12 protein-coding genes are annotated in these 14,402 nt (G+C 65.6%); 4 read left to right on the forward strand and 8 right to left on the reverse strand.

Translation table 11 applies throughout. From position 1 onward, the window contains the following. Positions 1-7 precede the first annotated feature (7 nt). From purT to DBO85_RS05060, 4 genes are all read right to left on the reverse strand, one after another. Positions 8-1,189 (reverse strand): formate-dependent phosphoribosylglycinamide formyltransferase, encoded by a 1,182-nt coding sequence (gene purT / locus DBO85_RS05045; protein ID WP_108105877.1) that lies wholly within the window; start codon positions 1,187-1,189, stop codon positions 8-10. A 66-nt stretch (positions 1,190-1,255) separates the two neighbouring features. Further along, positions 1,256-1,456: a DUF1289 domain-containing protein gene (locus DBO85_RS05050; RefSeq protein WP_108105879.1), complete on the reverse strand. Its 201-nt coding sequence runs from the start codon at positions 1,454-1,456 to the stop codon at positions 1,256-1,258. Continuing rightward, the gene (locus DBO85_RS05055; protein ID WP_108105881.1) at positions 1,453-1,977 is read right to left on the reverse strand and encodes a gamma carbonic anhydrase family protein; all 525 of its coding nucleotides are present in this window, start codon (positions 1,975-1,977) and stop codon (positions 1,453-1,455) included. The genes DBO85_RS05050 and DBO85_RS05055 overlap by 4 nt, the downstream gene beginning before the upstream one ends. Positions 1,978-1,996: 19 nt before the next feature. Further along, the gene (locus DBO85_RS05060; protein WP_108105883.1) at positions 1,997-2,599 is read right to left on the reverse strand and encodes a CoA pyrophosphatase; all 603 of its coding nucleotides are present in this window, start codon (positions 2,597-2,599) and stop codon (positions 1,997-1,999) included. Positions 2,600-2,749: 150 nt separating this feature from the next. Here DBO85_RS05060 and DBO85_RS05065 point away from each other — a divergent pair, with 150 nt between their 5' ends. Both DBO85_RS05065 and DBO85_RS05070 read left to right on the forward strand, forming a co-directional pair. After that, on the forward strand, positions 2,750-3,304 hold the full coding sequence (locus DBO85_RS05065; RefSeq protein WP_108105885.1) for an NUDIX hydrolase: 555 nt from the start codon (positions 2,750-2,752) through the stop codon (positions 3,302-3,304). A gap of 39 nt (positions 3,305-3,343) precedes the next feature. Next, a complete protein-coding gene (locus tag DBO85_RS05070) occupies positions 3,344-3,844 on the forward strand; it encodes a L,D-transpeptidase family protein (protein WP_108105887.1) in 501 nt (166 codons plus the stop codon). Between the two features lie 85 nt (positions 3,845-3,929). Here DBO85_RS05070 and DBO85_RS05075 read toward each other — a convergent pair whose 3' ends face one another. After that, positions 3,930-4,247: a Nif3-like dinuclear metal center hexameric protein gene (locus tag DBO85_RS05075; protein ID WP_108105889.1), complete on the reverse strand. Its 318-nt coding sequence runs from the start codon at positions 4,245-4,247 to the stop codon at positions 3,930-3,932. A gap of 204 nt (positions 4,248-4,451) precedes the next feature. After that, positions 4,452-8,348, reverse strand: a complete 3,897-nt coding sequence (gene purL / locus DBO85_RS05080; protein WP_108105891.1) for a phosphoribosylformylglycinamidine synthase — start codon at positions 8,346-8,348, stop codon at positions 4,452-4,454. A 155-nt stretch (positions 8,349-8,503) separates the two neighbouring features. On the opposite strand from purL, the gene mltF reads away from it, so the two are divergent. Further along, entirely contained in the window at positions 8,504-9,976 is a 1,473-nt protein-coding gene (mltF, locus tag DBO85_RS05085) for a membrane-bound lytic murein transglycosylase MltF (RefSeq protein WP_108105893.1), read from the forward strand. Between the two features lie 84 nt (positions 9,977-10,060). Here mltF and tadA read toward each other — a convergent pair whose 3' ends face one another. Together tadA and DBO85_RS05095 are read right to left on the reverse strand one after the other, a co-directional pair. Continuing rightward, entirely contained in the window at positions 10,061-10,546 is a 486-nt protein-coding gene (gene tadA / locus DBO85_RS05090) for a tRNA adenosine(34) deaminase TadA (RefSeq protein ID WP_108105895.1), read from the reverse strand. Positions 10,547-10,613: 67 nt separating this feature from the next. After that, positions 10,614-11,984, reverse strand: coding sequence for a multicopper oxidase family protein (locus tag DBO85_RS05095; RefSeq protein WP_108105897.1), 1,371 nt, complete (start codon positions 11,982-11,984; stop codon positions 10,614-10,616). A 373-nt stretch (positions 11,985-12,357) separates the two neighbouring features. Here DBO85_RS05095 and DBO85_RS05100 point away from each other — a divergent pair, with 373 nt between their 5' ends. Beyond that, positions 12,358-14,340, forward strand: a complete 1,983-nt coding sequence (locus tag DBO85_RS05100) for a TonB-dependent receptor domain-containing protein (RefSeq protein WP_108105899.1) — start codon at positions 12,358-12,360, stop codon at positions 14,338-14,340. The last annotated feature ends 62 nt before the right edge of the window (positions 14,341-14,402 follow it).

Raw genomic sequence — 14,402 nt, forward strand, 5'->3', positions numbered from 1 at the left:
AGCGCGATCACAGGGTAACGTCGACCGCCTGCGCGGCACGGGTGGCCTTGGCTCGCGCCGCCTCGACCGACTCATCCCGCGCCAGGGCCACGCCCATGCGCCGCTGGCCGGCGACCTCCGGCTTGCCGAACAGGCGCAGCGCGGTGTCCGGCTCGGCCAGTGCCGCCGCCAGATTGCCGAAGGCGGTTTCCCGCGAATGGCCTTCGACCAGGATCACAGCGGACGCACTGGGCCCGAACTGGCGGATCAGCGGGATGGGCAGACCGAGAATCGCCCGCGCATGCAGGGCGAATTCGGACAAGTCCTGGGAAATCAGGGTCACCAGGCCCGTGTCATGGGGCCGTGGCGAGACCTCGCTGAACCACACTTGATCACCGCGCACGAACAGTTCGACGCCAAAGATCCCGCGGCCACCCAATGCCTCGGTGACCCGCCGCGAGATGCGCTCGGACTCGGCCAGCGCCGCCGGACTCATCGCCTGCGGCTGCCAGGACTCGTGATAGTCGCCCTTGACCTGACGATGGCCGATGGGTGCGCAGAAGCTGGTACCGCCAGCATGGCGCACGGTGAGCAGGGTGATCTCGTAGTCGAAATCGATGAAGCCCTCGACGATCACCCGCCCCTTGCCAGCACGCCCGCCCTGCTGGGCGTAGTCCCAAGCAGCCTCAAGTTCGGCTTCATCACGCAGCAACGACTGGCCTTTGCCGGAGGAGCTCATGATCGGCTTGACCACGCAGGGGTAGCCCACCGCCTGCACCGCATCGACGTATTCGGCAAAGCTGTCGGCAAAGCGATAGGGCGAGGTCGGCACACCCAGCTCCTCGGCCGCCAGGCGGCGAATACCCTCACGATTCATGGTCAACTGCGCCGCCCGCGCGGTGGGTATGACGGTGAAGCCTTTGCTCTCCAGCTCGACCAGGGTCGCCGTGGCGATGGCCTCGATTTCCGGGACGATGTAGTGCGGCTGCTCCTGCTCGATGACCGCACGCAGCGCGACGCCGTCGAGCATGTCGATCACATGGCAGCGATGGGCCACCTGCATCGCCGGCGCATCGGCATAGCGATCGACCGCAATCACCTCAACCCCCAGGCGCTGCAGTTCGATCACCACTTCCTTGCCCAGCTCACCTGCGCCACACAGGAGTACGCGGGTCGCACTCGACGACAATGGGGTTCCAATTCGGGGCATGTCGATATTCCTCATCTATTCAGGGCACGCGGCGCGAAGCCGGCGGCAAATGGCAGTGCGCAGGGGCTAGCGCGGCTGGCTCAGCAACAGCCCGGCAGCCTCGGCACGGACCTGGCAGCGCGCCAGCACCTCGCGGCGTTCATGGTCGTCCATCCGACTCCAGCGGGTGATCTCGGCGGCACTGCGCTGGCAGCCGATGCAGATGTCGTCATCGTCCAGCGCGCAGACATGCACACAGGGCGAGGCCACCGGCGCCGACGCCGTCATTCGTCGTCAACCTGCAGCTCGCGCGCGTAGCGCTGGGCGTTGTGCACGTAGTGCGCGGCGCTGGCTTCGAGCATCTTCATCTGCTGCTCGGACAGCTGGCGCACCACCTTGCCGGGAGAGCCCATCACCAGGCTGCCGTCGGGGATTTCCTTGCCCTCGGCGATCAGCGCGTTGGCGCCGATGATGCAGTACTTGCCAATCTTCGCGCCGTTGAGCACCACGGCGTTGATGCCGATCAGGCTGTATTCGCCGATGCTGCAGCCGTGCAACATGACCTTGTGGCCGATGGTCACGCCCTTGCCGACCGACAGCGGAAAGCCCATGTCGGTGTGCAGCACGCTGCCATCCTGGACGTTGGCATTTTCACCAATGTGGATAAGCTCGTTGTCGCCGCGCAACACGGCGTTGAACCAGACACTGGCGCCGGCCTCGAGGCGGACCTTGCCGACCAGAGAGGCGTTGGGAGCGATCCAGCTTTGCGGGTCGGCCTCGACCCGGGCATCCCCCAGACGGTATTTCATGCGTGCTCCTGAGTGGGCATCAGCCCAGATGGATGAAGGATTCCGGTGGCCGGTGCAGGGCGATGTCGGCGTCGTAGAGCAGGTTGACCAGCTCCACCACCATGATCGCCGTGAGCCCCCAGATCTTGAACTGCTGATAGCGATAACAGGGCACATACCAGCTGCGCCCGAGATAATCGATGCGATGAGTGACCTCGCGCTGGTCCTCGCGGAAGAAGCTCAGCGGCACCTGGAAGACGGCAGCGATCTCGGCGTCGTTGGGGCGATATTCGACGTAGTCCGGCACCAATCCGACATAGGGCGTGACCTTGATCCCGTGGCGCGATACCAGCGGGCTCAAGGGGCCGACGATCTCCACCAGACCCGGCGGCAGACCGACCTCCTCCTCCGCCTCGCGCAGGGCCGTGTGCATCAGGCTGGCATCCTCCGGGTCGCGCCGACCGCCGGGAAAGGCCACCTCGCCGCCGTGGGTCGACAACCCGCTGGCACGCAGGGTCAGGACCAGCTCGGGGTCCTCGCTGCGGGTGATCGGCAGCAGCACCGCAGCCTCGGGAAAACGCGCGTCGATCTCCAGATCCTGTGGCGTGAAGCCGCGCACACGTTGGAGCAACTCGTCCAGCATGGGAAATCTCTCATCGCTTATCGGCGGCATCATGGCACGAAAGAACGCCCCGCCCAAGCCTGCAGACTCGTCAGCAAAGCGGGGCCGGCGCTTGCTCGACGCCGCCAGGGAGAGTCAATATCGAGCGACAAGAAAACCTGCGAGCAAACAATGAAATTCTGTAGCCAGTGCGGCAACCCCGTGGTGCAGCGAATCCCCGACGGCGACAACCGGCCGCGCTTCGTCTGCGACAACTGCCAGACCGTGCACTACCAGAATCCGCGCATCATCGCTGGCTGCCTACCGGTGTGGCAGGACCGCATCCTGCTCTGCCGCCGGGCGATTCAGCCGCGCCGCGGCTACTGGACCCTGCCGGCAGGTTTCATGGAGAACGGCGAAACCATGGAGGCTGCCGCCCGCAGGGAGACCTGGGAGGAAGCCTGCGCACGGGTCGAGAGCCTACAGCTGTATACCCTGTTCGACCTGCCGCACATCAATCAGGTGTACATGTTCTTCCGCGCCGAACTGAGCGACGGCGAGTTTGCCGCAGGCGAGGAGAGCCTGGAGGTGCAGCTGTTCGACGAAAGGGATATTCCCTGGTCGGAGCTGGCTTTCCCGACCGTGGGGCGTACCTTAGAATGCTTCCTCGCCGACCGCCGGAGCGACCTGTTCCCGGTACGCAACGAGCCGATCGAAGCTCTGCGGGCGCACTACAAGAATCTCTGACGCATGCGTCATCTTTTCGAATACCGGGGAAATGCATTGATGCGCTGGTCGCTTGCCATTATCTGCCTGTGCATGAGCCTGATCTGCCAGGCCAGTACCGCACCGCATCTGACGCCGCGCATCGACAAGGTGCTGGTGGTGAAATCCGAACGCAAGCTGCACCTGCTCAGCCGTGGCGAGACGCTGAAGTCCTACCGCGTCTCGCTCGGCAAGAAGCCCGACGGCCCCAAGCTGTACGAAGGCGACAAGCGCACCCCGGAAGGCTTCTACTGGATCGACTGGCGCAAGAACAGCGACAAGTACAACCTCTCCATGCACATTTCCTACCCCAACGCCCGCGACCTGGCCCGCGCCCGCCAGGAAGGCATGCCGCCCGGCGGCATGATCATGATCCACGGCACCCCGGTGGATGAGGAGTACCCGGAATGGTACTTCCACACCCTGGACTGGACCGAAGGCTGCATCGCGCTGAAGAACGACGACATGCGCGAGATCTGGCAGCTGGTGAAGGACGGCACGCTGATCGAAATCAGGCCGTAGCGACTGCGGCACGCTGGAAACCAGGATCGAAGCGGTTCTGCACGGGTGCAAACGCAAGGACCGCTCAAGCCTCGGACATGCAGCGCTAAAACACCATGTCCGACAGCCGCCAGACGTCATACGCCGGCGTCTCGTAGGGATGTGCCTGTTTCAGCGCCTTGATCGCCGCATGGATGACGTCATCGGCGACCACCAGCTCCACCTTCCATTCGTCGACGCGCTCCGTCCGTCCCTGCTCGCCGAGCGCCGGATTGCTGCCCGGCAATGGACGAAACTGCCCCTCGCCGAGAACCTGCCAGCAGCACTGGTCATAATTGCCCAAGCGCCCGGCGCCGGCAGCGAAGACGGCAGTCTTGACCTGCTCAAGGTGGCTGTCGGGAACGTAGAAACACAGCTTGTACATGCAACCTCCGGGGCTTGAGGATCGGCAGCCGGTCGGCGTCGACCCCATGCTGGCATTCTGCCCAAATCCCTTTGGCTACCCAATGCTGGTACGCATTGAAACGCCTGTCCAGCGCGGAGCCCAACAGACCCGCAAAGTCTGTGCAGCAGGATGTAGAAACGACGACGCCCTCCGAAGAGGGCGTCGTTGCTGGCGAGCGATCCGTCAGTCGACCCAGACCCGCGCGTTGCGGAACATGCGCATCCAGCCACCGTCTTCCTGCCACTCCTCGGGATGCCAGGAGTTCTGCACCGCCCGGAACACCCGCTCCGGGTGCGGCATCATGATGGTCACCCGGCCGTCGCGACTGGTCAGGCCGGTGATGCCGCGCGGCGAGCCGTTGGGGTTGGCCGGATAGTTCTCGGTGACCTTGCCGTGGTTGTCGATGAAGCGCAGCGCAACCGAGCCGGACAGGTCGGCCTCGAGCAGCGCCTCGGCACTCTCGAACTCGGCATGGCCCTCGCCGTGGGCGATGGCGATCGGCAGGCGCGAGCCGGCCATGCCCTGCAGGAAGATCGATGCCGACTCCTGCACCTGGACCATCGCCACGCGCGCCTCGAACTGCTCCGAGCGGTTGCGCACGAAGTGCGGCCAGTTCTCGGTGCCGGGGATCAGCTCGTGCAGGTTGCTCATCATCTGGCAGCCATTGCACACGCCCAGCGCAAAGCTGTCGCGGCGCTCGAAGAAGGCCTGGAAGCCTTCGCGGGCGCGGGCATTGAACAGCACCGACTTGGCCCAGCCCTCGCCGGCACCGAGCACGTCGCCATAGGAGAAACCGCCGCAGGCGACCAGCCCCTTGAACTGCGCCAGATCGATGCGGCCGGCAAGGATGTCGCTCATGTGCACGTCGATCGCGGCGAAACCGGCGCGGTCGAAGGCCGCAGCCATCTCCACCTGGCCGTTGACGCCCTGCTCGCGCAGCACCGCCACCTTCGGTCGCACGCCGGTGTTGATGTAGGGCGCAGCGATGTCCTCGTTGACGTCGAAGCCGAGCTTGACGCTCAGGCCGGGATTCTCTTCATCCAGCAGGGCATCGAACTCCTGGTCGGCGCAGCTGGCGTTGTCGCGCAGACGCTGAATGCGATAGCTGGTCTCGCTCCACTGCCGCTGCAACAGGCGGCGATCGCCCTGCAGCACCACCGCCCCCTCAAAGCGCAGGCTGACTTCCGCGCTATTGAGCGGCTTGCCGATCACCGCCACGCAGTCGCCCAGACCCGCCGAGCTGAACTGCGCCAGCACTTCCTCAACGGCATCCTGGCGCACCTGGATCAGCGCACCCAGCTCCTCGTTGAACAGCACCGCCGCCAGCTCTTCGCGGCTCTCGGCCAGGCCGTCGAGGTTCAGCGCCAGGCCGCAATGGCCAGCAAAGGCCATCTCCAGCGCCGTGGTCAGCAGACCGCCGTCGGAGCGGTCGTGATAGGCCAGCAGCAGGTTGTCCTGGTTCAGCCCCTGGATCACCGCAAAGAACGCCTTGAGATCCTCGGCGTCGTCAACGTCCGGCACCTGCTGACCGAGCTGAGCATGGGTCTGCGCCAGGATCGAGCCGCCCATGCGGTTCTGCCCGCGACCCAGGTCGATCAGGATCAGGTCGGTCTCGCCCTTGTCCAAGCGCAGTTGCGGCGTCAGGGTACGGCGCACGTCCTGCACCGGCGCGAAGCCGGAGATGACCAGCGACAGCGGCGAGGTCACGCTCTTGTCGACGCCCTCCTCCTGCCAGCGGGTCTTCATCGACATCGAGTCCTTGCCCACCGGAATGCTGATGCCCAGCGCCGGGCACAGCTGCATGCCGACCGCCGCGACGGTGTCGTACAGACGGGCGTCTTCACCGGGATGCCCGGCCGCCGCCATCCAGTTGGCCGACAGCTTGATGTCGGAAAGCTTGTCGATGCGCGCGGCGGCCAGGTTGGTGATCGCCTCGCCGACAGCCATGCGCCCGGAGGCCGGCGCGTCGAGCAGCGCCAGCGGCGTGCGCTCGCCCATTGCCATGGCCTCGCCGGTGTAGACGTCGAAGCTGGTCGCAGTGACTGCGCAATCGGCCACCGGCACCTGCCAGGGGCCGACCATCTGATCGCGCGCCACCAGGCCGGTGATGCTGCGATCGCCGATGGTGATAAGGAAACTCTTGCTGGCCACCGCCGGGTGATGCAGCACGCGCTTGAGCGCCTCGTCCAGATCGACGCTGGCGGCGTTGAAGGCGTCGCCGCGCTCGGCCTCGCGGCTGGCGCTGCGGTGCATGCGCGGTGGCTTGCCGAGCAGCACTTCCAGCGGCATGTCCACCGGGTTGTTGCCGAAGTGGCTGTCGGAGACCGTCAGCTGCGGCTCGGCAATTGCCTCGCCAACCACCGCGAACGGGCAACGCTCACGCTCGCAGATCGCCTTGAAGCGCTCGAAGTCGGCACTGTCGACCGACATCACGTAGCGCTCCTGCGACTCGTTGCACCAGATCTCCAGCGGGCTCATGCCCGGCTCGTCGTTGGGCACGTTGCGCAGCTCGAAGCGACCGCCACGGCCGCCGTCGTTGATCAGCTCCGGCAGGGCATTGGAGATGCCGCCGGCGCCGACGTCATGGATGAACTTGATCGGGTTCTGCTCACCGAGCTGCCAGCAGCGGTCGATGACCTCCTGGCAGCGGCGCTCCATCTCCGGGTTGTCGCGCTGCACCGAAGCGAAGTCGAGGTCCGCCGAGCTGGCACCGGTGGCCATCGACGAAGCCGCGCCGCCGCCCAGGCCGATCAGCATCGCCGGGCCGCCGAGAACGATCAGCTTGGCACCAACCGATATCTCGCCTTTCTGCACGTGGTCGGCACGGATGTTGCCCAGGCCGCCGGCGAGCATGATCGGCTTGTGGTAGCCACGCACTTCCTCGCCACGCGGGCTGTCGACCGCCTGCTCGAAGGTACGGAAGTAGCCGGTCAGCGCCGGACGGCCGAACTCATTGTTGAAGGCGGCACCGCCGAGCGGGCCCTCGATCATGATGTCCAGCGCGGTGACGATGCGCTCGGGCTTGCCGTAGGGCTTTTCCCACGGTTGGACGAAGTCGGGGATGTTCAGGTTGGAGACGGTGAAGCCGGTGAGGCCGGCCTTGGGCTTGGCGCCGCGACCGGTAGCACCCTCATCGCGGATCTCGCCGCCGGAGCCGGTCGAAGCCCCCGGGAAGGGCGCGATCGCGGTCGGGTGGTTGTGCGTCTCGACCTTCATCAGGATATGCACCGGCTCCTGAACCGCGGCGTACTCACCGGTTTCAGGATTCGGGTAGAAGCGCCCGGCGGTGAAGCCTTCGATCACCGAGGCGTTGTCCTTGTAGGCGGACAGCACGCCTTCGCGGTGCATCTCGTAGGTGTTCTTGATCATGCCGAACAGCGACTTTTCCTGGCTTTCGCCGTCGATGTCCCAGCTGGCATTGAAGATCTTGTGCCGGCAGTGCTCGGAGTTCGCCTGGGCGAACATCATCAGCTCGACGTCGTGCGGGTTGCGCCCCAGCGCGACGAAATTCTTCAGCAGATAGTCGATCTCGTCCTCGGCCAGGGCCAGGCCCAACTGGACGTTGGCCTGCTCCAGGGCGGCGCGACCGCCGCCGAGAATGTCCACCGCGGTCAGCGGCCGCGGCTGGGCCTGGCTGAACAGGCTCTGCGCCTCTTCCATGCCCGCCAGCACGCGCTGGGTCATGCGATCGTGCAGCAGCGCTGCAACGGTCTGCGCGTCAGCCGCGGACAGCTCGCCACTGACGTAATAGGCAATGCCGCGCTCGAGGCGCTCGATCTTGCCCAGACCGCAGTTGCGCGCGATGTCGCTGGCCTTGCTCGACCAGGGCGAGATGGTGCCCAGACGCGGCACCACCAGGAACAGTCGACCGGCGGGCTCCTGCACCGGCACGCTCGGCCCGTACTTCAGCAGTCGCGCCAGCACCTTCTGCTCGTCGTCGCCCAGGGCGCCGCGGGTCTGCGCAAAGTGCGCGAACTCCGCATAGAGGCCGGTCACCGCAGGCACGCGAGCCCTCAGCAGGTCGAGCAGTTTGCCGTGGCGAAAGGCGGAAAGGGCGGGAGCGCCGCGCAGGATCAACATCGTCGGGACAGCCTCTGGGGAAGGGGATGTTTGAAGGGTGCGCATTCTAGCGCAAAGCACCGCGGGCGGCATCCGTGCGCGGCGCACCGCAGCTAGCAGAGAAGCACCCGGCTGTCGAGATATGGCACCCGGGGACCTTTGCGTATACTGCGCCGATGTTTGCCCGACCCGCGTTCCGCATGCGCACTGCCGCCTGGCTGATGGCGACCGGAATCCTTCTGCTGCTCGGTGGCTGTAGCGAACCTCAGCCCACTACCCTCGAGCGCGTACAGAAGGAGGGAGTACTGCGGGTGATCACTCGCAACAGCCCCTCCACCTACTTCCAGGATCGCAACGGCGAAACCGGCTTCGAATACGAACTGGTCAAGCGTTTTGCCGATGACCTGGGCGTAGAGCTGCAGGTCGAGACGGCAGACAACCTGGAAGACCTGTTCACCCGCCTCAACCAGCCGGATGGCCCCCATCTGGCTGCCGCCGGGCTGATCGCCACCAGCGGCCGTGACAACCTTGCCCGATTCTCCACCAGCTACCTCGATGTCGCGCCACAGATCGTCTACCGCAGTGGGCAACGCAGACCGACCGGCACCGCCGCCCTGCCCGGCAAGCGCATCATGGTGCTCAAGGGCAGCAGCCACGCCGAGCAGCTCGCCGCACTCCGCCCGTCGCTGCCGGAGCTGGCCTTTGAAGAATCCGACGCCGTCGAGATCGTCGACCTGCTGCGCATGGTCGACGAAGGCCAGATCGACTTCACCCTGGTCAACGCCAACGAACTGGCGATGAACCAGGTGTATTTCCCCAACGTCAGGGTTGCCTTCGATCTGGGCGACCCGCTACCGATGAGCTGGGCGGTTGCCGCCGGCGAAGACCGCAGCCTGCTCACCGAAATCGATCTGTTCCTGCATCGCTCGCGCGACAACGGCACCCTGCAGCGACTGACCGAACGCTACTACGGGCATGTCGACGTGCTCGGCTATGTCGGCGCCTACACCTTCGCCAAGCACCTGCAGCAACGCCTGCCGCGCTACGAGAAGATGTTTCGCCAGGCCGCCGAGCAGAACGGCGTGGACTGGCGGCTGCTCGCCGCGATCGGCTACCAGGAATCCCTCTGGCAACCCACCGCCACCTCCAAGACCGGCGTGCGCGGCCTGATGATGCTGACCCAGCGTACCGCCCAGGCGATGGGCGTATCCAACCGCCTCGATCCCAAGCAGAGCATCGATGGCGGCGCGCGCTATTTCGTCCATGTACACCAGGGGCTGCCCGAGTCGATCGAGGAGCCCGACCGCACCTGGTTCGCCCTCGCCGCCTACAACGTTGGCGGCGGTCATCTGGAAGACGCAAGGCGGCTGACCGAGGCCGAAGGACTCAATCCGAACAAGTGGCTGGACGTGAAGAAGATCCTGCCGCGACTGTCGCAGAAGCAGTGGTACAGCAAGACCCGCTACGGCTACGCGCGCGGCGGCGAGCCGGTGCACTTCGTCGCCAACATCCGCCGCTATTACGACATCCTCACCTGGGTCACCCAGCCGCAACTCGAAGGTGGCGAACTCGCCGAAAGCGGTCTGCATATCCCCGCACCGAACAGTCACAGGCCGGGCAACGGCGTCGAGCAACTACCGCCGCTGTAGTCACCCCCTGCCAGGCGGCGAGCACCTGCTACTCGGCCTGACAGCGTCTGCTGCCGACTCAGGCTGAATCAGCCAGCCAGGCCACTAGCCCGGGCGCTCGCGGCGCTGACGAAAGAACTCGCGCAACAGCTCGCTGCAGGCCTCGGCCAGCACCCCGCCCTCGACCAGCACCCGATGATTGAGAAAGCCCTGGGAAAAGAAGTCGCCCTGGCTGACCGCCACCCCGGCCTTGGGCTCGGTGGTGCCGTAAACCACCCGAGCAATGCGTGAGTGCACGATCAGCCCGGCGCACATGCTGCAGGGCTCGAGGGTGACGTAGAGGGTGCTGCCGGGCAGTCGATAGTTCTCCAGCTGCCGCGCAGCGTCGCGAATCGCCACCATCTCGGCATGAGCGCTGGGATCATGGCTGCCGATCGGACAGTTGAAGCCACGCCCGATCACCTCCCCCTCCTGCACCAGCACCGCGCCCACCGGCACCTCGCCACGCTCGCCGCCCAGGCGCGCCTGCTCCAGCGCCAGCGTCATGAAGCGCTGGTCGTGGCTGCGGTCGATGATCTGGATCTTCTTCATGGGCTGCACAAATGGCGAAACGGGGCGCCTAGTCTGAAGCGCCGCGCCGGCGAGTCAAGCCAGTCGATCAGACCACCTCGATCGCCGCCATCAGGCCGGTCTCCATGTGATCGATGACGTGGCAATGGAACATCCAGGTGCCCGGGTTATCGGCGACCAGGGCGATGCGTGCCGTCTCGTTCTTGCCCAGCAGAAAGGTATCGGTGAACCAGGGCTCGATCTGCCGCCGATTGGACGACAGCACCTTGAACGTCATGCCGTGCAGATGAATCGGATGCTGATACTGGCTCAGGTTGCGCAATTCGAAGATATAGCTGCGGCCGAGTTGGAGGCTGGCAATCGGTCGCTCGGCACAGGATACATCGTTGATATCCCACGCCTGGCCATTGATCTGCCAGAAGCTGTGCGCGGCGCCCTGGGCAAGATTGCTGCTCAGCGCGCCGGCCCACTCGAAGTTGAAGCGCAGCGTTTCGGCATTCGCCAGGTCCGGCTCGGCCAGCGGATTCGCCGGCAACGCTGGCGGCCAGTCACCGGCAACCTCGCTGCTGGCAACGCTTTTCAGCGTCGCCAGACGCAACGGGCCGTTGCGCAACGACAGCTCCTCACCCGCCGCCGGCACCCGCAGGCCAAGCTCGATGCGCATGCCGGGACCGAGCCAGTACTCCTTGCCCAGCGACTGCGGGCGCACCGGATTGCCGTCGAGCGCATAGATGCGCGCCTCGCCGGCGGACAGATTGAGGCGGTAGGTCAGGGTGTTGTCGAGGTTGAGCACGCGCAGCCGGACGACCTGTCCAGCCGGCAGCTCCAATGTCGGTGCATGCACGCCATTGACCGTCGACAGCGTGCCCGGTGTGCCGCCACGCGCCGCCTCGCGGGGCACACTGAAGGTGGTGAAGTTGCCCTGCTGGTCCAGATGCCAGTTTTTCAGGTTCAGCGTGCGCTCGTGCTGAAAACCGCTGCCGTGGCGCTCATCGACGATCAGCGCACCGACCAGACCGCGCCCCAGTTGCTCGCCGCTGGCGGTGTGCGGGTGGTACCAGAAGCTGCCGGCGTCCGGCAGGTCGAACTCATAGTCGAAGTGCTCGCCGGGGCGCACCGGCAGCTGGGACACGTAGGGCACGCCATCCATGTCGATCGGCAGGCGGATGCCATGCCAGTGGATGGTCGTGGGCTCGGCCAGTCTGTTGATGAAACGCACCCGCAACCGGTCGCCCTGGCGCGCACGCAGCTCCAGCCCCGGAACCTGTCCGCCATAGGCCCAGGCAGTGGTGCTGTGCCCGGCGACCAGCTCGACATCCAGCGGTGCGGCGATCAGTTCGTAGTCGTGGGTGGTCACTTCATCCGGGCGAGCCAGCCAGTAGCGCGCGCCGCCCGCGCCCAGGCCGACCACCGCAATTCCGGCAAGCCCGGCCAGTACTTCTCGGCGCGACAGATTCATAGCAACTCCTGCGAGTACAACGTCAGCAAACACGATGAAAAAAGCGGAGCGCAAGGGTAACGGATAGGCCCGGCGACGTCAGTTGCGTGCTGCGAGCCAGCTGTCGCCCCCCTTCCGAAACGCCGTGCCAGACGGCGTCGCTCGATGCCCAGCATGCAGTACGGGCACCCGCCAAAGAATACATCAATAATGCGAATTATTATTGATTGCATCAAGATCCAGTACTAGCATGCGCGCCCATCCGGCCCCGACCCCGCTCGGCATCCATATCCGAGGCGCGCCGATCAGGCGCAAAAACAAAACGGCAAGCGGGTCGAGCGTTGCCCGAAGCGTGCGCAACACCCCCATGAACGCAGCTGAACTGGAGCAAGCAATGCCATACGCAAGGAAACATCCCACCTCCCTCCCCCTGCGCAGCAGCCTCGGCCTGCTGGTCGCGCTGATCGCCTGCGCCGCCCAGGCCGACGCGCCGATCGCCCTGGACAAGACCGTCATCACCGCCAGCCAGACCGCCCACAACGAGCTGAGCGCGCCTGCCAGCGTCTCGGTGATCACTCGTCAGGAACTCGACAAGCTGCCGGTCTACACCCTCGCCGACGCGGTGAAGACCCTGCCGGGCGTGCACATCAACACCAGCTCCGGCTACGGCCGCAAGGAAATCAAGATCCGCGGCCTGGACTCGGACTATACCCTGCTGCTGCTCAATGGCCGGCGGATCAATTCGCGTGATGCGCTGACCTCCAACTACGCCAACGACTTCGACCTGTCGTCGATCCCGATGAGCGCGATCGAGCGCATCGAGGTCATCCGCGGGCCGATGTCCTCGCTGTATGGCGCCGATGCACTCGGTGGCGTGGTCAACGTAATCCTGCGTCAGCCGACCGATAGCCTCGCCGCCGGCGTGGCCTACAGCTACGAGACGCCCACCGAGGGTGACAACGGCGACAGCCACAAGACCAGCGCCTACCTCAGCGGCCCGCTGGTCGAAGGCCGCCTGCTCGGCAACCTGATCGTCGAGCATGTCGACCAGGCCGCCTGGCAGAGCGACCAACTCAGCCTGCGCGGCACCGACGCCGCCGAACAGCGCCAGGCCGCCAGTGTCTTCGGCAGCCTCAGCTGGCTGCTCGACGAGCAGCAGAGCATCGACCTGGACATCAGCCATCGCGAGGATGACCGCAAGGGCCGCTGGAACAACGCCGGCGCCCCGGCGCCGCTGACCACCAACGCGCAGGAGATGCAGCGCAGCAGTCTCGGCATCGCCCACAACGGCAACTGGGAGAACTTCGACTCGCGCCTGCGCTACTACTACGAGAACGTCGAGCTGACCGATGACTCGCAGCTGATGACCAGCCTGCGGCGCAAGGTCGGCGAGGTCGAGCAGGAAAACCACACCCTCGACGGCCAGGTTTCCACCGACATTGGCAGTCACCTGCTGACTGCCGGCGCCGAGCTGCGCCGCAGCGAGCTGAGCCACAACCAGAACCTCGGCAACCAGACCAATGTCGACCAGCAGGCCCTCTACCTGCAGGACGAATTCGCCTTCGGCGACCTGGCGATCACCGTCGGCGGGCGCTGGGATCATCACGAAACCTTCGGCGCCGAGTTCAGCCCGCGGATCTACGGCATCTATCGCCTGAGCGACAGCTGGGTGCTCAAGGGCGGCGTCGGCAAGGCATTCAAGGCGCCAAGCATCTCCCAAGCCGATCCCAGCTACGGCGTGCTGGCCTGCCGCGGCATGTGCACGGTGGTCGGCAACGCCGATCTCAAGCCGGAAACCTCGATCAGCAAGGAATTCGGCACCCTCTACCAGGACGGTCGCCTGGAAGCCGGGATCATGTTCTTCCACAACGATATCGAGGACATGATCGTCAGCGACAGCTGGCGCCCGGCCCAGGGTTACCGCCCGCCGGTGATGACCTACACCAATGTCAGCCAGGCGCGGGTGCAGGGTTACGAGGTGCACGGTCGCTACGCGCTGAACGAGGCGCTGGCGCTGCGCGCCAACTACACCTTCTCCGACGCCGAAGACCGCGACACCGAAAGGCCGCTGAGCAATACCCCGGAGCACCTGGCCAACCTGGGCATCGACTGGCAGCTGCTGCCCAGCCTGGGCATGACCCTGGACTACCAGTACACCGGCAGCCAGTGGCTCTACGTGCCGGCGCGCGGCAGCAATCGCGAATCCGGCGCCTATCACACGCTCAACCTGGGGGCGAAGTTCAAGGCGACCGAGGCGCTTGCCTTCACCGCCGGGCTGAACAACCTGACCAACACCAGGCGCGACGAGGTAGCCCAGTCGATCGATCACATCCTGATGGGTCGCAGCGCCTTCGTCGGCGTCAGCTACGACCTCTGAGCGCGTTCCTCCCTGGATCTTCCGAGAGCCTCTGCGCACCCGCCTGGTTGCCAAGCGACCAG

It is taken from the genome of Pseudomonas mangrovi, from assembly GCF_003052585.1.
Taxonomy (GTDB): domain Bacteria; phylum Pseudomonadota; class Gammaproteobacteria; order Pseudomonadales; family Pseudomonadaceae; genus Aquipseudomonas; species Aquipseudomonas mangrovi.